The following is a 20,014-nucleotide window of genomic DNA, read 5'->3' as shown; positions in this document are numbered from 1 at the left end:
GTAGTAGTCAACTAAATCTGTCTAAATGATAAGAGGTTTTATTAGAGTAGCATTTTCATTCCTCTAGCAATTTCAACGCGTTCATTAAAAGTATCGGGTGTAACTATTTCCTAAAAAAATGGTGGTCATACATAGAGTATAACCACCACCGGAGAGTATTTTGAGAACAGAGTAACTAAAACTTAAATAGCAGGCTTAAATTTTCTACGGTAGATACTACGTATAACTGGCATAAATACCATCAAAATAGCCAACAACCATAGCACTACTGTAATAGGGCTGCTCCATAAGATACTAAGCTCACCTTGAGAGATAGATAGGGCTCGTCTTAAGTTAGACTCCATGAGCTCACCCAATACATAGCCCAAAATAAGCGCTGATAATGGAAAATTTAGTTTACGTAAAAAGTAACCAAATACACCAAGTGCCACCATAAAGACCAAGTCAAAAGTCGTGCTATGGATAGAATATACGCCAACGAAACTGACCGCAGCAATGGCTGGTATCAAGATGTAGTTTGGTACATCAAGCAGTTTGGCGAACAAACCTACCAAAGGGATGTTCATGATTAGCAAAATCACGTTACAGATAAATAATGAGGCAATCAGACCCCATACGATATCTGGCTGCTCAGTAAATAACTGTGGACCCGGTGTAATGTTATATAACGTCAACGCACCCATCATGACTGCTGTCGTACCAGAACCTGGCACACCTAGCGTCAACATTGGCACAAATGAGCCGCAAGCTGAGGCATTATTAGCTGCTTCTGGCGATGCAACACCGCGAAGATCACCATCACCAAAGGTTCCAGTATCACCAGCGATTTTACGTTCACTAGCATAAGTCATTGCACTGGCAATCGTTGCGCCTGCACCTGGTAAGATACCAACGACAAAGCCCATTAGACCACTACGTAGCATGGCTCCAAAAGCAAAAGTAAACTCTTTAAAGTTTAATAAACTGCGCTTACCTTGTTCAATAACCTTGTGTCCAGTCGTTGTTTTTTCGAGCAAGATTAGAATTTCACTCACACTAAAGAAACCAATAACAATGGTGGTAAATTGAATGCCATCAGACAGATTAACCGAATCAAAGGTAAAGCGGTAAATACCAGTAACAGCATCAACCCCAACAGTTGCTAGACCAAGACCAATCAACGCGGCAATACCCGTTTTAACTGGCTGATCACCTACCAAACCACTGAGGCAGGTAATAGCAAATACCATCAGTACAAAGTATTCAGCAGGTCCAAATGAGATTGCCCATTTGGCTAATAACGGCGCAAATAGCACCACACCGATTGTCGCGATAGTGGCACCGACGAAAGAGCTGACAGCAGATAAAGACAGTGCAATACCAGCCTTGCCTTGTTTTGCCAATGGATAGCCATCCAAAGTCGTCATAATGGCGCCAGCATCACCGGGTACGTTAATAAGAATGGCAGAAATACGACCACCATATTCACAGCCAAGATAAACGGCTGCTAGCAAAATGAGCGCACTCTCAGGCGGTAAACCAAGCGCAAAAGCGAATGGCAGTAATATCGCTACACCATTAATCGGGCCAAGACCCGGCAACATGCCCACAATCGTACCTAAAAAAGCGCCGATGAGTGCCAGCAGTAAGTTTTGGGGGGTAGATGCAACAGCAAAGCCATGCATCAAAAAATCAAAAGTATCCATATTGGCTATCCTATTATCCCTGACAACAATCCGAGTGGTAATTTGACATCTAAAAATAGGTCAAATAAGACATATAAGCCAATACTGATTAACACTGAAAAGATAAAACTCTTTAGAGGATTACCTGCAAACAGTAAACCTACGGCGAAAGACATCAGAATAGTGGCAAGAATAAAGCCCAATACTTCAAAAATGAGACCATAGACCAATAAGGCAAGCGCACATAAAATAAGATTACGGATGATCGTTTTATTTAAACCCAATTCAATCGCTTTAGTAAAACTGGCGGGACGAAAAGCAACGACTAAGCAGCCAAAGGCAAGCAGGGAAAAGATTAAAATAGGGTAAGGACGAGGACCAATTGGGTCATAAGCAATAGGGGCAACATAACCAATGGCTAAGTATATTAAGAATATACTGACCAGTGCCATCAGCCCGGAAAACAAACGTTCCATTGTCATAAGGAGCATTCCTTGAATTTTGGAGCAAAAGGCTGACAGATAGATATCCTGCCAGCCCTTTGAGAAATACCAAAATATTTGATATTCAATTGCTAAAGGTTATTAAATCTCAACGTAACTATTTGGTTGGTGCTGCTTCAACAAGACCATATTCAGCAGATAACTCGCGTAGTTCGCCCGTACGTTTATAAACGTAGGCTTGTAGCTCATCGCCAGTCATAGAGAAAGGCAGCAATTCTTGTTGCTCACGTATCTCAGCGAATTTCGGATCAACAAGCATCTTATCGAAAGCCTCTTTCCACCAGTTATAAGCACTAGGGCTTACGTCTGGACCCATGTAGTAACCACGAACTACTGGCCACGTCACATCATAACCTTGCTCTTTCGCAGTAGGAATATCGGTCATCGTCCCGCCCAATCTTTCATCTGCAAATACTGCTAATACACGTAATTTACCTGCATTGGCTTGCGGCATAATCTCAGCAATACCGGCACTAACAACAGTAATATGATTGCCCATCACTGCTGTGATCGCCTCGCCGCCGCCTTCCATGGCAACATAAGTCATGTCACTAGGCTTAACACCAACGGCTTTAGCTAAAATAGCGGTTTGCATCCAATCTTGACCACCAACACTACCGCCAGCACCAAAGCTGATCGCTTTTGGATCTTTTTTGAGCTCAGCAACTAACCCAGCTAGATCTTTAATAGGAGAGTCTGCATTGACTGCAATAGCGCCATAATCAGTACCAACACCAGCTAGCCATTTCACGTCTTTTTCAGTGAATTTACCAAATTTACCTTGCGACAAATTAAGAATAGAGCCGGTAGAGAAGGCAATAATGGCATCGCCATTATCCCGATCATTGGCAACGATTTTGTTATAAGCAACAGCGCCGACGCCGCCTGGCATATAGGTGACGCGCATAGGATCTTTTAAGATACCAGTATCTCTTAAGCCAGCTTGAGCAAGCTTACACGTCAAGTCAAAACCACCACCTGGTTTGGCAGGCGCAATACATTCTGGACGTGAAGGGGCAGTAAGCTCAGTTGAGCCATCTGCGGCAGTCGCATCTGTACTGGCAGTTTCGTTTGCATTGTTACAAGCAGTCAAAGATAGGACAGACAGGCCAAGAGCCAGATAGGATAGTTTTTTCACACGACACTCCTTGTGTGTATTTTTACAGTAAAAATTCAATAGAATTTTGGCCAAAATATAAAGTTATTACAGGTGAAGGTAGCATTCGATTAATGTGTCTCATTAACTTCATAAACGTATGCTTTTCATTACTATGCAAAAGTAACAGAATATTTTAAAAATAACAAGAAACATATGTATGTATGTATGAATTTTATAGTAATATATTAAATTGAAGGCGGCATAAGGTCTCCTGTTATAGCAATATGCAGGATGAATAAATGATATTGATTTCTTCGAAAAAAATATTTAAATTAATTAAAACAAATAGATAAGATGATTTGGTGATGGCGAAGATTATTGAGACATCCTAAAAATAACGTTGATATCAGTACCATTACGAGGCTATGACAACGATTTAAGAAGTTATGAATTTAGTGAGAAAAATAGATATATTGGGATCAAAATATAGCAAGCATATTTAAAAATATTTAAAAATCACGGTATATTTTACCTATGAGAAGTTAAAATATCAGCTGGATAAGTAAAATTGCGAGTATTCCGATACCAATATCTAAGGGCACTGCCTTGAATAGTAGCGCATTAAAAAGCTTGTCTTTGTTTATAACGACTTGAGAAGCGCCTAACATCAGACTACCTCCTGATGAGAAAGGCGAGAGTGATGAGCTTTGCGCGCCCACAACAATACAGGTAAATAATAATAAAGGGCTTAGTCCAGAGGCAACGGCTAGGGGTAGCACCATAGGGAATAAAGTAGGGGCGACTACCCCGAGTGTACTGGCAAATATTGACATAATGGCGCTAATAACAAAGACTAAAATCGGTATCATCCAGATAGGTACATTGGTACTTAGCCATTCTGTCAGCTCATAAATAACGCCTATTTCTACTCCGAGGCTGATTAACATACCAACACCACAAATCATAATGAGGGTATTCCAAGGTATTAGAGCAATCACTGCTTTTTCATCGCCTAATTTTAAAAATAAGCTCACTAAAGCAAAAAATATAGCGATAAAACCGATGTCAATCCGAGCGTTCAAAAACTGAATCGCTGATACTTGTGGCATGAGTAGATTTAAAATGGGCACGATAAGTACAATAGCCATCATAATAAAGATCAGTACAAGAGACTGTTTTTGCTTACTGTCAAAGGGCTCTGGTATGGTCGTCTGAATCGCTATTTTGCTGTTCTTGGCATTGATAAAGCTATAAGCACCCAATACAATCATAGGCATTATAAAAGTGACAGCGAACACCCCTAACACATAAGTAAAGGTATTGTCATTTGCGACGCCTGCGCCGCGCATCAGCTCTCTAAAAATAACACCGCTTTGTGAGGTGATAAAGTTAGCACCCGCTAAGGCACCATAGTTCACCGATAAAGTAGCAATGACAAGATTCAAGTTAGTGCGTTTAGACAACAGCAGGATCATTGGTGCCATCGTCGCTAAGACGGTGTAATAGCCGGCTCCTAGGCCTGCAATAATCGTGGCAACAAGGAAAATAACCAAAGGTAAGAATGCGGGAAAGTGACGGCACTTATAGATTAAATGATTAGATAGCTTCTCTAAAGCACCGTTAGCTAGGGGAAAGTTATAGAAAAGCGTCACTGCAAAAATAACAAAGAAAATTTTGAGAGGCCATAGCTCAACAATTTCATGTGCCTTCATCCCCATACCGAAACAACCGATCAGATATGAAAATGCAATAGCAAATAGGCCAATATTAATCTTAGTGGTATAGCCCAAAATGATACATATCACGATGGCGGCGAGAATATAAAAAGTCACGGCTACTCCTTGACCTTAACTGTATGAGTTCTATAAAAAACCATAGCAGTTTTTACAGAGTAAAGAGCATTGCGCTAATATTGACGGATAGCTTTTTATATCAGAAGCTCATCTGAGCTTTAAAAGCGTATCATTGAGTGGAATGATAGCAAAAAATTTGGCATTAATTAGGAAAGATTAATCATAAAAATATAATAATGCTTTAATATTAATGTGATACCTATCGAATGCGCTGAAAGCTTAAGAGAAATTGATCAGGGATAACGTAGTTTTACAGCAATAGCAGTGCTTGACGAGATTGAAACAGTTAATAAAAACCTTTCCACTGTGGTGAAAAAAATGCTAAATAATTTCAAAGAATTTAAAATGCCACGTTATGAGCAAGTGCGATGGCATATACAGACGTTACTGACAGAGAGTAAGTGGGATGAAAACACGCCCTTACCGACGGAACAGGAATTTGCAGATAAGTATGAAGTATCTGTAGGAACTGTCCGAAAAGCTGTCGAAAAATTGGTAGAAGATGGGGTGTTAATAAAGCAGCAAGGCAAAGGCACCTTCTTAAAACGTCCAGATTTTGCAAGCTCATTATTAAGGTTTTTTAAGTTTCGTGATAAAGATGCCCGCTATGTCACACCGACGGGCATAATTAAAAAAATCATGGTTGTAGACGGTATTGATGACATTAATAAAAAACTAAATATAGGTAAAAACAAAGCGCTCATTTATATAGAACGTACGCGTATGGTTGAAGACAGAGTCTTGTTAAGTGAAAAGATTTGGTTACCTAAGAGTCGCTTCCAAGCCTTTGTAACCCTAAATCCTGAAGATTTCGAGAATCTTCTCTATCCGTTTTACTATACAAAGTGTGGTCAATTCGTATCGTCTGCTGTAGAGACGCTGTATTTTATAACCGATCACAGTGATGATTATCTGGGCAACAATAAGCAAGAAAACTTAGTTAAGGTATGCCGCATTGCGAAGAATCTAGAAGGCGATCCTATCGAATATAGAGAATCATATGGACTGGCAGAAAAATTCAGTTATGAGATTAATATTATTTAGCGGTTTATCAAAGTAGTGGTCGACTCATTCAGATTATTTGAAAAGGGATTATGCAATTAATAATATGTAAAACTGATACAGTGTTTATAACAACTTTATTTAATTAGAGGAACGATGTATTACTGAATCGAATTTCGCAAGCAAGTAATGCATAGCATTAAAAAAAGCATGACGATAAGAGAAGCGGCTATCACCTGAGTACCATCACCATTCGTAGCTGGCACAGAAGTTGGCTCTCAAAAAAACTAGGGATAAACCACCAACTAAAATACCGAATGAAGCACTCTTTAAAAGACGTTGAATAATATCCTGATGATTATCTGTATGAACGGGCTAGGCGCTTTAACGGTAGTAAGACAGGTATGCACACTGCTTTAAAGCGTCTTGGAATCAGTCAAAAAAAGACCTTAGAGCATCCAAAAACTTGTCCAATAAAAAGTGCGATATATCAGAATAAGCTTGATAGCTTTACGCAGTAAGGCTTCCCCATTATTCATATGGATTAAAGTGGCTTTGAGGCTGTAAGCATAAGACCTTACGGATATGCACCTATTGGTAAAACTTGTATTGATCGCTATAACTGGCAAGCAAGAAAGCGTACTAATATTATTGGTACGCTCTATGAAAAAATGCTGTTTGCGCTTGATTACTTTGAGCAGAATATCAATAGCAATATATTTTATCACTGGTGCAAACACACGCTTATCCCAAGCCTTAAGACTAAATGCGTGATTATTATGGATAATGCTAGATTTCATAAAAGCAAATGCATTCAAAAGCTACTAAACAGAAATGGCCATCGTATTCTATGGTTGCCACCTTACAGCCCTGATTTAAATCCCATCGAGAAAAAATGGGCACAAGCAAAGTTTCTACGCCAAAGCTGGATGGAGAACGATCTGTCTAAACTGTTTCATGATATGGGCTGTACTAATTTTATTGTGGACTGACTATAGCACTAATATCAATACTTATATTTTACAGTTGACACTATATGTCTGACCGTTTGCCATGTTTACGTTCATGACACCATAGTTTGCTTTGGTGTGCCAATCATAGCTCATCTAAGGGTCAGTGCTATTAACATAACGAGCACCAGAAGCTGAAACTGCTTGATTCAAGGTGAGTTTTTTATTATTTATACCCACTTTAGGCAACGTCACATTTAGATTGGCAATTTGACCATTATCCTGACAGGACATAATAGTTGTTTGATCAGTGCTAGTCATAGGTGCGTTAGTAGCACAATAGGAGCCGCAGCCATTAGTTTTTCATAATAATCCTTATAGATAAATATTAGGTTGGAAGTCAAATAATTAAAAAAAATTATGATAATGCAAACTAGAGTTTTTCTGCAAGTCATTGTTATCGTGCAATATTAAATTAGAGCTTAGGCTTGCCATTGCTTGTTATCTTGATGAAAGTACCACGTCATTATTATAGGCGCGAGCAGGCTTAGCCAAATACCATAAGTAATCGATAGCCCTTGCGCTACTGTGATATAGCTCAGCAAAATAATAAAGGTGGCAAGAATAAGAGCCGTCATATTGTGACTTGATTTGCGGCACATTAAGGCTCGAAGTAAGGTTAGGGTTACTAAAAAGCCAAATAGCATGATCATCAATAATCCCATAGCATAAGGCTGAGTGACCGTACTATTTAGAGTATTTGCCCAAGCATCGGTCACTAAATTAAGCGCGCTGCCTAACGCTGCAAGCGTAGCGAAAACAAAAAAGTGCCCATAGCCAAATAAGAATAAATCATAACGACGACGCTCATTGTCCAAAATAGTACCAAACGGGATCGTAAAATAGAGCCACCATAAGGCAAAAACCAATGCCACAAGGCTTGAACCTAATAATATAATAGCGCTAGCAGCAGACTCGGAGTTGACTAAAAAGGTTCGAATGCTATTACTAACTCCTAGCACGCCTTCGCCTAAAACAATAATGGTCAACAGGCCATAACGTTCAGCCATATGATGAGGATGCCAATTGATGTTCTGTGCTGCACGCGCCCAAATTGGCATCAGTAATTCAGCGGCTATAAATAAAAATAACGCAGGCGTTTGTATCGAAGCAGGTAGAAATAACCAAAGTATCCAAACACTTTGTAGCGTTAATAAGCCAATAATACTGCGACCAGCCACCCGTTTGTGACCTTTAACTTGCTGATAAACACGCCACCACTGGCTACAACTGGCCAATCGCATGATCGCGTAACCAGTGACTCCTATCCATGTCAATCCTTGCTCGAAAAACTGATTGATGTTGGCTGCAATCATTAATGAGCCAAACATTTGCAGCAATACTGAGAGACGATAGTACCAATCATCAGGATCGTAGCCGGAAGCAAACCATGTGAAGCTCGTCCAAGCATTCCATAAAATAAAGAAGGCGATGATAAAGGTCAAAAACCCTAAAAAGTCATGCGCAAGCAAGCGCTGGTAAAGGCCGCTTGCGGCTGCTGAAACGGCAATGACATAAACTAAATCAAATAATAACTCTAGCGTAGTTGAGGGTCGATATGGCTCAGTGGGATCGCGGGCGCTTATTGTATTAATGGTAGGTATAGTGATCATTTAAGCTTGTCCGTTAAGTGTTGAGCCGTAAGTGTTTATCAAAAATTATCCCAGTACGGATTATCGCCAAAACGTTCAGCGATAAAATCAATCAAATAACGACAACGTTGCGATAAAAATCGATTTTTAGGATAGACCGCATAAGCATTTAAAGTGGGTAATTGATATTGCTGCAGGATAGGCACAAGCTCACCGCTAATTAAGGCTTGATACGTAATAAAAGTTGGCAGAAAAGCAATGCCATGACCTTTGACTGCCATCTCCCGCAAAAAGTCCCCATTATTGGCTTTTATTTTACCGTTTACGGCGACTTGATGCTTCTTACCTTGCTCATCTATCAGTTCTATCGTGCTAGATTTGCTCATACCATATTGTAAAAACTCATGTTCTGACAGATCGTCAAAAGTCTTTGGCGTACCCATACTCTCTAAATATTCGGGACTGGCGCATAACGCATAACGAATCAGTGCTAGACGTTTGGCTTGATAACTGTAATCTTGCAACTCTCTAATACGAATCGCTAACTCAAACCCTTCCTCAATCAAATCAGTATGCCGATCAGAAAAATCCAGCTCAAACTTTAACTCAGGATGCTGATTGGCGTATTCATCAATAACATCGTTTAAATGCATCAAACCAAAGGACAATGGTGCTGTCATCTTTAATGTCCCTTCGATACGCGTCGGAGTACCACTCGTCTCTTCATTCAGCGCATCCACTTCGCTGAGTATATGGTGCACCTTTTGATAATACTGTTCACCAGCTTGGGTTAAGTTTGATTGACGCGTGGTTCGGCTAATCAGTTGACTGCCCAAGCGCGTCTCTAACTCCTTTAAACGCCGGCTTACCGCAGATTTTGCGATGTTCAGTTGCTCGGCAGCCTTGGTAATACTACCTGCTTCGACAATACGCACAAACATTGCCATATCTTCTAATTGTCCCATGTAAACCACCTCTTAATTGTTCTTTAAATAAGAACTTACATTTGTAATTATCACGGTTTATCTAGTTATAAGCAACGAATACAATAGTCCTGTCACATAATCAAATAAAAGCTTAAAAAACATTCTATTACTGGAGAAAACCCATGGATAAACTACAAGAGCTAAGCGCTCCTATCGGACGCCTGTTTTTATCAATGATTTTTATCTTTTCAGGCTTTACCAAAATTACCGGTTATGCCGCTACTCAAGGTTATATGGAAGCAATGGGTGTGCCTGGGATGCTATTGCCTTTGGTTATTGCTGTTGAACTTTTCGGCGGCCTTGCTATTCTCTTTGGTTTCAAAGCGCGCTTAGTAGCGATTTTAATGGCTGGTTTTAGCGTAGTCTCAGCGCTGCTTTTTCATCAATTTTGGATAGATGAATCACAGATGAACCCTTTCATGAAAAACATTGCGATGGCGGGTGGTTTCTTGATGATATTTGCTCATGGAGCAGGTGCTTATTCAATTGATAACAGTAATCATCGCAGAATATAGTAGAGTAAATGGCGTAGAAAATATCGTCTTATCATCATAATCAAGGAGCCGCTATGAGCGCATCCCTAAACATCGCCTTAATTATTGGCAGCTTGCGAAAAGAATCTATCAATCGTAAATTTGCAGAGCTTATGGTATCGCAAATGCCTGAGAACGTAGTGATAGAAGAAGTACACATTTCCGATTTGCCTGTTTATAATCAAGATTATGATGACACGACCATTGACAGCTATGAGCGTGTCCGTAAACAGCTTAAGAACGCCGATGGGGTATTGATTGTCACGCCAGAGCATAATCGAACCATGCCTGCTGCCCTAAAAAACGTCATCGATATCGGCTCTCGTCCGTATAAAGAAAGCGTTTGGACCCATAAAAAAGTTGCGGTAGTGACGGCCTCGCCAGGCAGTTTTGGCGGTATCAATAGTGGCCTTGATTTCAGAAAAAGCCTGCAAATGCTGTCGGCACAAATGATGATTGATCCTGAAATTCATTTAAGTCGTGCAACTGACAGCTTAAATGACGATGGCAGTGTTAGCCCGCGCACACAGAAATTCTTACAGCGCTTTGTGACTGATTTCGTGGATTTTGCAGGACATACCAGTGCCTAAAGCTGTCGCTGATAACAATACTCTAGATCGTAAGACACCAAGCTTTTGGCAACGCTATCAAGCGCCTATACTATTAACGATAGTTGGTGGGGCGATTGATACCATTGGCTTTATCACTTTATTTGGCTTTTTTACCGCTCATGTCACGGGTAACTTAGTACTGGCTGGTAGCGGTTTGGTTAAAGGTGAAGATGGCTTGTGGATCAAGCTGGCATCGGTGCCACTTTTTATAATAACGGTGGTTATTACCAAAATATACATTGATAAAAGCCGAAAGCAAACGTTAGTACTCAGTCATTTGTTTTTAGCAGAAGCGCTATTTTTGAGCGCATTTATGATAGCAGGATTGTCCTTTCAACCTTTCACTGAAGCAGGCGATATATCGGTCGCCATTACTGGTGGTTTGGGCTTAACGGCACTTGCTATTCGTAATACGGCTAGTAAAACAGTCATCAAACATATGAGTCCTACGGTATTAATGACGGGTAATACGACCCAATTGGGCATTGGTCTGTCAGATTATATTGCCAACCGTAGCGCTGATAATGCCAAAAAATTGGGGCATAGCGCGGCATTGGTTATCAGCTTTGTGATTGGCGCGCTCCTTGGGGCGGTGCTGTACGTCAATCTCAGTTATTGGGCAGTCGGTTTGTTTGTCATTCCTGTGCTGTACCTATCACTACTAGCGCGTAATCCAGAGTTCTTACAGCATATTAGCTAATAAAAGTTTTACCATTATTGAGTAATGCCATTAATCGTAAAAAGCCATGATGATTTGTCATGGCTTTTTTTTGGTTCATATTTTCTTAGGCTTTCGCACCATGAAACACCGAATTGTCTTGGTATTGTAGATGCTTATCAATATAGGATTTCACATAAGGACAGGTTGGTTTAACGCGCAGTTTTCTAACGGCTGCACAATCTAAGATAACCTTAACTAAGTAACCAGCAATACCACGACCACTGAGCGACTCAGGTACGAATGTGTGCTTATACTCAATACCTTCCTCACCTGTGGATGTGGTAAAAAACTCATACTCTTCAAACGCAACTTGATCATCGATATGAATTTCGAAACGTTTTTGAGCTTTGTTGTCGATAACTTCATTATTCAATGTATGTAGATTTGACATGGTTTACCTCTCCTTATCGTTAATATTTTTTGCACCCGTTTATTGGTACTAACGGGTGGCGCGAATGATGGCGTGACTATTATATTACGTTAATTCTAAGCACCTATTGTTCTATAAATAAGAATAGTTATTTGCAATAATCACTGTTTATCTATATCTGCTCAACAATTATAATAGGACCATAGCTTAAACAAGCCAATTAAAAATAAAGGATAACTTATGAAAACGATCTATCATGCAGCAGATTCTCGTGGCGATGCTAATCATGGCTGGCTCAAAAGCCGTCATACTTTTAGCTTTGCCAATTATCATAATCCAGAGCGTATGGGTTTTGGCGCGCTACGGGTCATCAATGATGACTTTGTTATTGGTGGTCAAGGTTTCGGCAAACACTCACACCGCGATATGGAAATTATCAGTATTCCTCTAAGTGGGAAGCTAGCTCATGGCGATAATATCGGTAACGAAGGTATCATCGAAACGGGTGAGATTCAGGTCATGTCAGCGGGTACGGGTATTACTCATAGTGAGATGAATGGCGATGCCAATGAACCTGTCAAGTTTTTACAAATTTGGGTGATTCCCAATAAAATGGGTGTGACGCCGCGCTATCAGCAAGTACGTATGGATGAGCACATGAAAGCTAATGAGTTTAACCAAGTGCTCTCGCCAAACGCGGACGACGCTGGGGTTTGGATTCACCAAAACGCTTGGTTCCATATGGGTCATTTTGACAAAGGCGTGACTCAGACTTATGATTTAAAAGATGTCAATAACGGTGTTTATGTCTTGGTACTAGAGGGTAAAGTGACTATCAACGGTAACGTACTTGATACTCGAGATGGTCTTGGTATCTCAGACACCAAAAGCTTCACGATGGATGCTGATGAGGACGCTAGAGTATTGCTAATGGAAGTACCTATGTATTAATTGATACAAAAAATAGTAGTAATTCATAATCATGTATTCAAGAATCTATAACTATCTATAATAAGAGGTGAATGATGAGTATTCAAACCCTAGAGCCAAGAATGGCCGATGTTGGCGGTATTCCTATTGCTCGTCTGCTACCTAACACTGGCAAAAAACCTATCGGAGCCTGGTGCTTTTTAGATCACGCTGGTCCTGCTGACTTTGGTGAAGATGAATTAGGCATGCAAGTGGGTCGTCATCCGCACACCAATCTGCAAACTTTTAGCTGGATGTTAAATGGCGAAGTACTGCATAAAGATAGCTTAGGTAACGAGCAAGTCATTACTAAGAACCAAGTCAACGTCATGACAGCCGGTACGGGTCTAAGCCAAGGCATCAGTCATACGGAACAAAGCGTGTTTCCAGACACTGGTGGTTCGTCGGATGCGGCGCGTGCTATCAGCATGGTACAGCTCTGGATTGCACTACCAACGGATCAAGAGATTGAGCGCGGTTTTCATCATTATCCAGAGCTACCAACGTGGACGGAAGATAGTGTTGAGATGATTCTGACCACCGGTAGCTATACCAATGTGTCAGGTCAGCACTTTGAAGCGCCTACTATCCAATACTCCAAGCTGGTCGGTATCGACGTGTACTTTACCGAGGATGGCGAGGTGACGCTCACTTTAGAACCAAGCTTTGAATACGGCATCTTAGTCTCAGAGGGTGAGATAGAATCTGAAGGAAAGGTATGTAAGCAGGATCAACTCTTTCGTTTCCACGATAGTGATGTTGCTAATAACGAAAGCATTAAATTGGTTGCTAAAAAAGGCACACGTGTGATGTTTATCGGCGGTGAACCATTAAATAACCAAGTCCTACTCTGGTGGAATTTTGTTGCTGACAATAAAGCAGAGATTGAGCAATCCATCATCGACTGGAATAATGGTCATGAGCGTTTCGGTAATGTCGACTCTGATATGAAACGTTTGCCAGCACCTGAATTACTTCAAGGTTTTAAAGGTTAAAGGTTGGTTAGTATTTAAATTTATAACTTAGTTCTTAATCACGTAAACTCATCAATAATCACTGGAGAAAACAATGTCAAACCTAAAAGACTTACAACAATTGGCAGAAAAGCGCCGTTCTATCTATGCATTGAGCAATCAATTGCCAGTATCAAATGACGAAATCGTTAAGTTAGTTGAGCATGCGGTTTTGCATACGCCATCCGCTTTTAACTCACAATCGACGCGTATCGTGGTGTTATTCGGTGAAGATCATGAAAAATTATGGGATATTACTGAAGAGACACTCAAAGTGATTGTTGGCGATGACGAGAAGTTCCAAGGTACTAAAGATAAAATTGCAGGCTTTAGAGCGGGTGCGGGTACAGTATTGTTTTTCGAGGACAAAGGCGTCGTGAGAAACATGCAAGAAGCCGCCTCTTTATATGCGGATAAATTCCCAATCTGGGCACATCAAACCAGCGCGATGCATCAATATGTAATTTGGACGGCATTGGCGAGTTTAGATATCGGTGCTAACTTGCAGCATTATAATCCTGTCATCGATCAGAGAGTTGCCGATGCTTGGGACATCGCTGATGATTGGGAATTAAATGCGCAAATGGTGTTCGGCGCTATTGAGCAGCCAGCAGGCGATAAAGCGTTTCAGCCAATTGATGAACGTATGAAAGTATTCAGTAAATAATTTTTAGCGTTAAAGACCGTATAACCAATGAAACTGCTATGAAAATATCGTAGCGGTTTCATTGGTTTTTTTATAATTATAAACTGGGGTAATATGATGTTATAGCAGACTATAACTAATGTAGTAAATCCTACTAGCCCAGTTGTTTAAGATATGCCTATAGAAGAATTCAAGATCATCGAGCGCTTTAATCGGATGCTTCGGAATTTAAGAAGCGTCGGATTAAGGGTTATCTTGAATACTAGCGTTTATAAATATATTTAATAGCCAATTACTGTCAGCAGTCATTAAACTATCTTTATTAGATGAGGTGCTAAGCGCTAATGGCTATGTTCATCATCATGCCCAGCTTTCACACCAAACCAAGTCACATGAGAGGGTGTGAAATTCAGTGTTATTTTTGACTCGATTTCACCATCTTCAGCATCAATTTCGATGATTTGCTGGTTTGAGTCATCCATCATATAAACCATTTTCGTGTTTGGGTTAACAATAAATGAGGGAACCGCTTTGCCTTCGATGCCATTAGGGAAAACATTTAATACGGCAGTTTGCTTATAATTTTGTGCGACATCCAGTATGTATAACTTGCCAGTATCATCGAGTAGCATTAAATGCTCTCCGTGGGCATCAAAATCATAGCTGACAACACGGCGACGGCTGTCTGTTGTCCAGACAATCGGTGTCATGTTTTTACTGATAGGATCAACACGGTAAGGCTGACCGCAAGCGCTGCCAATGGCATAGTTATGATGGTGGTTAGTGATGAATGAGCCAATTCGAGCAGGACTACTGCTTGTACCATCACATTGAATATTGGTTAGGCTGCTGGGATAGGAAATTTTTTCGGCGCTGAATGTGTCTCCGGTTTGTTTGACGCTTAAAACGCCATCGCTACAAGCAAAGACACTGTAATCTGTGACGCTGCCACTGCCATGCAACCCCATGCATTTTGTCTCAAAGGTTTGGCTTATATGATAGTGATCACCATGCTGTTCAAATACAGAGAGCGTATCAGCCAGTGAGCTACCAGTTGTCTGATAACGCTGCGAGGCAATCACATAATTGCCTCTAGGTTCCGCTGTACCGTGCATGCTGGTATTAAGCTTTTGATAAGGCAGTGTACCATCGGCAATACCGGTATCTGTTACGAGTACAAATCCAGCTTCTTTTACAGGGTTTTCTATGGGGTTGCCTGTGGCACCCAAACCATCAAAAAATAATCCAGCTTGCTCACCAAACGTTTGAAAATGTACAGGACGGGTATAGTTGAGCTGTAATGGCATTTTTGCCGTATCACGAGCATATGGGTGATCATGATCGCCATGATTTTCAATCTCAAGCCCACTATGATAAAAATTGACCGTGTTGTTAGTACGATCCATGACGACGGCGTAATGACCATCTGGACTACTTTGTACGGCATCGGCTTGACCTGTCAAAGGTAAGGTTTGTATCACTTTATCTTGAGCAAGGCTATAAATGTAAGCTTGACTGCCATCTTTTGCAGTGATAAATAAACGACCTTGTTCCATTTCAGTGCTGACAGCAGATTCATCATCATGGTCATGATCGTCTCCATGGTCGTGGTCATGTTCTGAATCTATGATTGGTGTTTTCCTATCATCTGATGACCCGCAGCCGCTAAGTGCTGAAACGGCGATTAAAGAAGAGAAGGCGAGCGTGATGGCACGGCTCAAAGCATTTATTTGATTCATAAAGGACTCCAGTCATAAGTTATGAGGCTTATGACAATTGATTACGGATTGCTAGTTACTGGTGACTAATGAAAAGAGAGTAGGCTGTTAGAAGTTATAGGTGATACCCGCATTGAAAGAGCGCTCTGGCATTGGTACTTGTTCAGCCAAATAAGAGGCATGATTATAGGCAAGCTCGTTTAGAATATTTTCGACTTGAAAAAAAGCGGTGTAATCATGAGCGCTCGAACTGTGATAGACAAGCTTGGCATCAACCATGTTGTAGCTCGGTGTATTGGTTTCAAAATCAGCAATGTGATCTTGCTCAAAACGATGATACCCAGACAGCACCAAGTCAAATTGACCAAATTGAGAGGTAATATCACCACCAATACGAGGCGCTACCAATCTTGGCGCGTATTTCCGTGTAAGGCTTCTATCATCTAGCGTGATGAGTGCAATATCGGCAAAGCTGCCAATACTAATATTGTCATTAAGATAATAGCGTGATTGAATTTCACCACCATAATGCTTGGCATCGCTTTGGACATAATCCACTAAACGAAAATCTGCAGACTCTCCTTCAGTAGCAATGTCTTGAGTTTTTGCATAAATATAATTTGCGCTGTCGTTATAAAAGACAGAAATACTACTATCAAAACGATTGCCATTGTCGTAACGCAAAGTGAATTCTACGCCATCAGTAGATTCTTCTTCTAATTGCCCATTGCCACGCTCCCAAGTATTGGTTGCAAGATGGGCGCCATTAGAAAATAACTCTTGTGGAGAAGGCAATCTTTCAGAATGACTGATTCTGGCTGACAACTGCGTATTAGGCGTAAGATATTTGCCACCTTCTAAACTGACAGACGTTCCAGCATGTGTTTTTTCGATGTTATTGTCGTTATCTATTAGGCTTTGAAAATCTTGACGACCGCCAAACTCAATATACCAAGGACTTTTGCCTTGTTTTCTTAAAATACTAGACGTATCGAGAGGAGCGTCTTTCGTCGTCTCACCATGATTATGACCAGCATGGGCATCAATTGTAGATAATGACTGACCTGCAAATTTATCAGCATTCTGTATTTTTGCGCCAAAATAATCTGGCGTGAGTCGTTCAATGAAAAACAAACCGACCTGTGTACGATCGGTTTGCGGCAAATAGCCTTCTAGCCCAACAGCAGAAAACCGGCTGTTTGTGTAATCTAGACCGACCACACCTTTCATAAAACCTAGATTACCTGTTTTATACGTGCTATGTGTGGCTTGAGCTTGAGCACTAATGGCTTTGTTTTCAAAAGTTGTGCCCACCGCACCTTCATCTATTTCATCGTGACGATAATCGGTATAGCTGAGTTTCGTATTGATGCTATCGACGCCTATCATGGGTAATTTTCGCTCTGCATGGAGCTGATAGACGTTTGACGTCATATCGACATAGGGCGCTTCACCATGATCGTGGTCATGTTCATGATCCGCCTCACAGCTCAGTTGGTTAGTCAGTACGCTATCAGGTGAGCATTCATTATGCACATGAAAGGGCAAGCCATATTCTGAGGATAGGCGCTGATATGATGCACCGATATAGCCCATATCAGTCACATAAGACAAGCCAATGCTACCATTGTCTTGCGTGTACCAACTGTTGGCAATCTCATCGGTATCCAAATGTGGTACTTGGATATTGCCTTTATCCGTCTTTTGGTAATACCCACTCCATAGCCAATTTTCACCGATACTACCATTGAGTTCTGCATAACCTAAATAACCGTCTGTGGCTTGTTGACCAATCAATGCCAATTTTCCGTTGATGTTGTTTTTAGGCTTTTCTTTAGGAATAGTGTCATTAACAATATTGACCACACCACCGATAGCACCGCCACCATACATCAACGCTGACGTGCCTTTGATTACTTCAACTTGTTTGGCACCTAGTACAGGTACCGCCACTTGATGGTCTGGTGAGATTTGTGACGCATCTTGTACGCTCAAACCATTTTGCATGACTTGGACACGCGGTGCGCTTTGCCCTCGAATAATGGGTCGGCTCGCACCTTGCCCAAAACTATCAGTAGACACGCCCACTTCATTTGCTAGTGCATCACCAAGCGTACTGCTTGTCTGAGTAGTGAGCGCATCGCCAGTAACAATACTGGTTGCGGTTGCCATTTCATTCGCTTGTGGCAATAAAGGGTTAGACGTTACCACTATGGTGTCTAGAGTTACCGAAGGGTGGGTCATATCAGGAGAGTTTAGGTTAAAAGATGAGGGTGTCATAGGTTTGATGTCTACTATCGTATCCTGTGCATTGACCGACAAACTTGCCATACCTAAAGCTGTCGTTACTGAGAATACAGTCGTTACCCGGCGAATACTAAAATTAACTGAAGATACAGAAGTATAATCAGGTTCTCTTAATCTGTTGATATGAAAAATTGGAGACATGAGATTACCAAAATAAGAAGTTATATAGGGATAAATAACGATAAGAGTAAATATTTTAGTTATGTTATAATATAACATAAAGATATACAAACTTTATATTTCAGTAAGGTGTGCATATTAGCTACGCTTACACAAGGTAACTTCAATATTTGACTTTCTTTGTGAGTGATAAATGTCACAGTCGTTCAATGAATGTGTTGGTACTGAGATAATGATGAGTATGTCGAAAGTTAGAAAAATGAATGTGTTAAGGACTATGGTTCATGAGAATATCAATCATAAAAAGCCTTATAGATCTCTGGTCAATGAATTGACACGTCTGAAATATAGAGCACTTTGTAAGCCAGTCTCTGAAGAAATAAGAACGGTAGGTAATAAATCAATAATAGATCGTCTGGACTAATGACAGTGTGCAGGAATTCAGCACCAGAGGTTAGGATTTCACATGGTTGAAGATGTTATATTTTGGAAGTTTAAAACCAACTTTGAGTGATAACTTGAATAAAAAATAGCTAGTTTAGCTTTAACGGCAGTTGCGAAGAACAAACATCGTATGAAGGGGCAGGCTTTAGAGTAGGTTTGTCTTTATTTACGAATGCTATTCTATACGTTTGGCGCAATTGAATAGCTGGCTGTAGGCTATTAATATCAGTAATCTAGATTTTTTGGATAATCGCAGTGTATTTGTTAAGCAGTTCAATATTATTTGAGTGACCTAATCACCTAATAGAATCAGCTCTATTGCTTATTAATGCAAGGTGTTACCTTTAATAGCGCCAGTGCTGCTAGATTCATTAGACGTCGAAACCTCGGACACTCCAAGTGGCTAGGCGCTGTGTAAGTTGCCGCATGTTTCATCCCATCACGGATAGCGACTAATTTTTGAATCATTTCATCCAGTTCAGAGGCTTTGTTCAGCAACAAATATCGATCAACATCTAGAGTTTTTTCAGACCCTAATATCCCAGCAATCTCATCCAATGAAAATCCTGCAACACGTCCTAAAGCAATCAAGGACATAAGCTCTAATATATCTTTGCTGAAAACTCGGCGGATACCTTGCCGACCAACAGAGCGAATTAGGCATTTTTTCTCATAAAATCGTAACGTTGAAGTAGGAAGACCAGACTGTTTAGTAACCTGCGAAATATCTATAATGCCCTCTGGACTTAAAATTGTATGCAATCATCACATTGATATTGAAACCAGTAAGAGAGTCATCATGGATAACGTCGTTTTTATAATATTAATCGGTATTGGCGCTACCGCTGTAATG

General features: G+C 40.6%; 19 protein-coding genes. 8 read left to right on the top strand and 11 right to left on the bottom strand.

Annotated features, from left to right (window positions below; genetic code table 11):
- Positions 1-182: 182 nt before the first annotated feature.
- From INT03_RS01100 to INT03_RS01085, 4 genes are all read right to left on the bottom strand, one after another.
- Positions 183-1,685 (bottom strand): tripartite tricarboxylate transporter permease, encoded by a 1,503-nt coding sequence (locus INT03_RS01100; RefSeq protein ID WP_193007219.1) that lies wholly within the window; start codon positions 1,683-1,685, stop codon positions 183-185.
- Positions 1,686-1,690: 5 nt separating this feature from the next.
- Entirely contained in the window at positions 1,691-2,146 is a 456-nt protein-coding gene (locus INT03_RS01095; RefSeq protein WP_041753189.1) for a tripartite tricarboxylate transporter TctB family protein, read from the bottom strand.
- Positions 2,147-2,264: 118 nt separating this feature from the next.
- The gene (locus INT03_RS01090; protein ID WP_193007218.1) at positions 2,265-3,305 is read right to left on the bottom strand and encodes a Bug family tripartite tricarboxylate transporter substrate binding protein; all 1,041 of its coding nucleotides are present in this window, start codon (positions 3,303-3,305) and stop codon (positions 2,265-2,267) included.
- Between the two features lie 503 nt (positions 3,306-3,808).
- The gene (locus tag INT03_RS01085; protein ID WP_193007217.1) at positions 3,809-5,098 is read right to left on the bottom strand and encodes an SLC13 family permease; all 1,290 of its coding nucleotides are present in this window, start codon (positions 5,096-5,098) and stop codon (positions 3,809-3,811) included.
- A gap of 339 nt (positions 5,099-5,437) precedes the next feature.
- On the opposite strand from INT03_RS01085, the gene INT03_RS01080 reads away from it, so the two are divergent.
- Positions 5,438-6,163: a GntR family transcriptional regulator gene (locus INT03_RS01080; RefSeq protein WP_193007216.1), complete on the top strand. Its 726-nt coding sequence runs from the start codon at positions 5,438-5,440 to the stop codon at positions 6,161-6,163.
- 527 nt (positions 6,164-6,690) lie between these two features.
- Positions 6,691-7,113 (top strand): transposase, encoded by a 423-nt coding sequence (locus INT03_RS15100; protein ID WP_227675974.1) that lies wholly within the window; start codon positions 6,691-6,693, stop codon positions 7,111-7,113.
- A 114-nt stretch (positions 7,114-7,227) separates the two neighbouring features.
- Here the strand turns inward: INT03_RS15100 and INT03_RS01070 are convergent, their stop codons facing one another.
- The 3 genes from INT03_RS01070 to INT03_RS01060 all read right to left on the bottom strand — a co-directional run bounded on the left by INT03_RS01070 (position 7,228) and on the right by INT03_RS01060 (position 9,688).
- Positions 7,228-7,392 (bottom strand): MliC family protein, encoded by a 165-nt coding sequence (locus INT03_RS01070; RefSeq protein WP_193007215.1) that lies wholly within the window; start codon positions 7,390-7,392, stop codon positions 7,228-7,230.
- Between the two features lie 161 nt (positions 7,393-7,553).
- A complete protein-coding gene (locus INT03_RS01065) occupies positions 7,554-8,744 on the bottom strand; it encodes a low temperature requirement protein A (RefSeq protein WP_193007214.1) in 1,191 nt (396 codons plus the stop codon).
- 38 nt (positions 8,745-8,782) lie between these two features.
- The gene (locus tag INT03_RS01060; protein WP_193007213.1) at positions 8,783-9,688 is read right to left on the bottom strand and encodes a LysR family transcriptional regulator; all 906 of its coding nucleotides are present in this window, start codon (positions 9,686-9,688) and stop codon (positions 8,783-8,785) included.
- 143 nt (positions 9,689-9,831) lie between these two features.
- Here INT03_RS01060 and INT03_RS01055 point away from each other — a divergent pair, with 143 nt between their 5' ends.
- Genes INT03_RS01055 through INT03_RS01045 form a run of 3 tightly spaced genes read left to right on the top strand, consistent with a single transcriptional unit; the run spans position 9,832 to position 11,553 of the window.
- Positions 9,832-10,224, top strand: a complete 393-nt coding sequence (locus INT03_RS01055; RefSeq protein ID WP_193007212.1) for a DoxX family protein — start codon at positions 9,832-9,834, stop codon at positions 10,222-10,224.
- Between the two features lie 53 nt (positions 10,225-10,277).
- Positions 10,278-10,832 carry an NADPH-dependent FMN reductase gene (locus INT03_RS01050; protein WP_193007211.1) on the top strand — a complete coding sequence of 185 codons (555 nt, stop codon included), beginning with the start codon at positions 10,278-10,280 and terminating at the stop codon, positions 10,830-10,832.
- Complete coding sequence (locus tag INT03_RS01045; RefSeq protein WP_193007210.1) at positions 10,825-11,553, top strand: YoaK family protein; 729 nt, start codon at positions 10,825-10,827, stop codon at positions 11,551-11,553. The genes INT03_RS01050 and INT03_RS01045 overlap by 8 nt, the downstream gene beginning before the upstream one ends.
- Positions 11,554-11,638: 85 nt before the next feature.
- On the opposite strand, the gene INT03_RS01040 is transcribed toward INT03_RS01045, so the two are convergent.
- The gene (locus INT03_RS01040; RefSeq protein WP_193007209.1) at positions 11,639-11,965 is read right to left on the bottom strand and encodes a GNAT family N-acetyltransferase; all 327 of its coding nucleotides are present in this window, start codon (positions 11,963-11,965) and stop codon (positions 11,639-11,641) included.
- A 219-nt stretch (positions 11,966-12,184) separates the two neighbouring features.
- On the opposite strand from INT03_RS01040, the gene INT03_RS01035 reads away from it, so the two are divergent.
- From INT03_RS01035 to INT03_RS01025, 3 genes are all read left to right on the top strand, one after another.
- Entirely contained in the window at positions 12,185-12,895 is a 711-nt protein-coding gene (locus INT03_RS01035; protein ID WP_193007208.1) for a pirin family protein, read from the top strand.
- A 74-nt stretch (positions 12,896-12,969) separates the two neighbouring features.
- On the top strand, positions 12,970-13,908 hold the full coding sequence (locus INT03_RS01030; RefSeq protein ID WP_193007207.1) for a pirin family protein: 939 nt from the start codon (positions 12,970-12,972) through the stop codon (positions 13,906-13,908).
- Between the two features lie 73 nt (positions 13,909-13,981).
- The gene (locus INT03_RS01025) at positions 13,982-14,593 is read left to right on the top strand and encodes a nitroreductase family protein (protein WP_193007206.1); all 612 of its coding nucleotides are present in this window, start codon (positions 13,982-13,984) and stop codon (positions 14,591-14,593) included.
- Between the two features lie 320 nt (positions 14,594-14,913).
- On the opposite strand, the gene INT03_RS01020 is transcribed toward INT03_RS01025, so the two are convergent.
- The 3 genes from INT03_RS01020 to INT03_RS01010 form a co-directional block, all read right to left on the bottom strand.
- Positions 14,914-16,311, bottom strand: coding sequence for a YncE family protein (locus INT03_RS01020; protein WP_193007205.1), 1,398 nt, complete (start codon positions 16,309-16,311; stop codon positions 14,914-14,916).
- Positions 16,312-16,398: 87 nt separating this feature from the next.
- Positions 16,399-18,738 carry a TonB-dependent receptor gene (locus INT03_RS01015; RefSeq protein WP_226950322.1) on the bottom strand — a complete coding sequence of 780 codons (2,340 nt, stop codon included), beginning with the start codon at positions 18,736-18,738 and terminating at the stop codon, positions 16,399-16,401.
- 738 nt (positions 18,739-19,476) lie between these two features.
- Positions 19,477-19,923: a helix-turn-helix domain-containing protein gene (locus INT03_RS01010; protein ID WP_226950323.1), complete on the bottom strand. Its 447-nt coding sequence runs from the start codon at positions 19,921-19,923 to the stop codon at positions 19,477-19,479.
- Between the last annotated feature and the right edge of the window lie 91 nt (positions 19,924-20,014).

The organism is Psychrobacter sp. PG1 (genome assembly GCF_014897815.1).
Classification (GTDB): domain Bacteria; phylum Pseudomonadota; class Gammaproteobacteria; order Pseudomonadales; family Moraxellaceae; genus Psychrobacter.
The sequence above is the reverse complement of the archived record's forward strand: the minus strand, read 5'-3'. Positions and strand labels throughout refer to the sequence as shown.

Coding starts and splice junctions, on each gene's coding strand:
- INT03_RS01100 (WP_193007219.1), bottom strand. CDS start 1,685: ATGGATACTTTTGATTTTTTGATGCATGGCTTTGCTGTTGCATCTACC.
- INT03_RS01095 (WP_041753189.1), bottom strand. CDS start 2,146: ATGACAATGGAACGTTTGTTTTCCGGGCTGATGGCACTGGTCAGTATA.
- INT03_RS01080 (WP_193007216.1), top strand. CDS start 5,438: ATGCTAAATAATTTCAAAGAATTTAAAATGCCACGTTATGAGCAAGTG.
- INT03_RS01070 (WP_193007215.1), bottom strand. CDS start 7,392: ATGACTAGCACTGATCAAACAACTATTATGTCCTGTCAGGATAATGGT.
- INT03_RS01065 (WP_193007214.1), bottom strand. CDS start 8,744: ATGATCACTATACCTACCATTAATACAATAAGCGCCCGCGATCCCACT.
- INT03_RS01060 (WP_193007213.1), bottom strand. CDS start 9,688: ATGGGACAATTAGAAGATATGGCAATGTTTGTGCGTATTGTCGAAGCA.
- INT03_RS01055 (WP_193007212.1), top strand. CDS start 9,832: ATGGATAAACTACAAGAGCTAAGCGCTCCTATCGGACGCCTGTTTTTA.
- INT03_RS01050 (WP_193007211.1), top strand. CDS start 10,278: ATGAGCGCATCCCTAAACATCGCCTTAATTATTGGCAGCTTGCGAAAA.
- INT03_RS01040 (WP_193007209.1), bottom strand. CDS start 11,965: ATGTCAAATCTACATACATTGAATAATGAAGTTATCGACAACAAAGCT.
- INT03_RS01035 (WP_193007208.1), top strand. CDS start 12,185: ATGAAAACGATCTATCATGCAGCAGATTCTCGTGGCGATGCTAATCAT.
- INT03_RS01030 (WP_193007207.1), top strand. CDS start 12,970: ATGAGTATTCAAACCCTAGAGCCAAGAATGGCCGATGTTGGCGGTATT.
- INT03_RS01025 (WP_193007206.1), top strand. CDS start 13,982: ATGTCAAACCTAAAAGACTTACAACAATTGGCAGAAAAGCGCCGTTCT.
- INT03_RS01020 (WP_193007205.1), bottom strand. CDS start 16,311: ATGAATCAAATAAATGCTTTGAGCCGTGCCATCACGCTCGCCTTCTCT.
- INT03_RS01015 (WP_226950322.1), bottom strand. CDS start 18,738: ATGTCTCCAATTTTTCATATCAACAGATTAAGAGAACCTGATTATACT.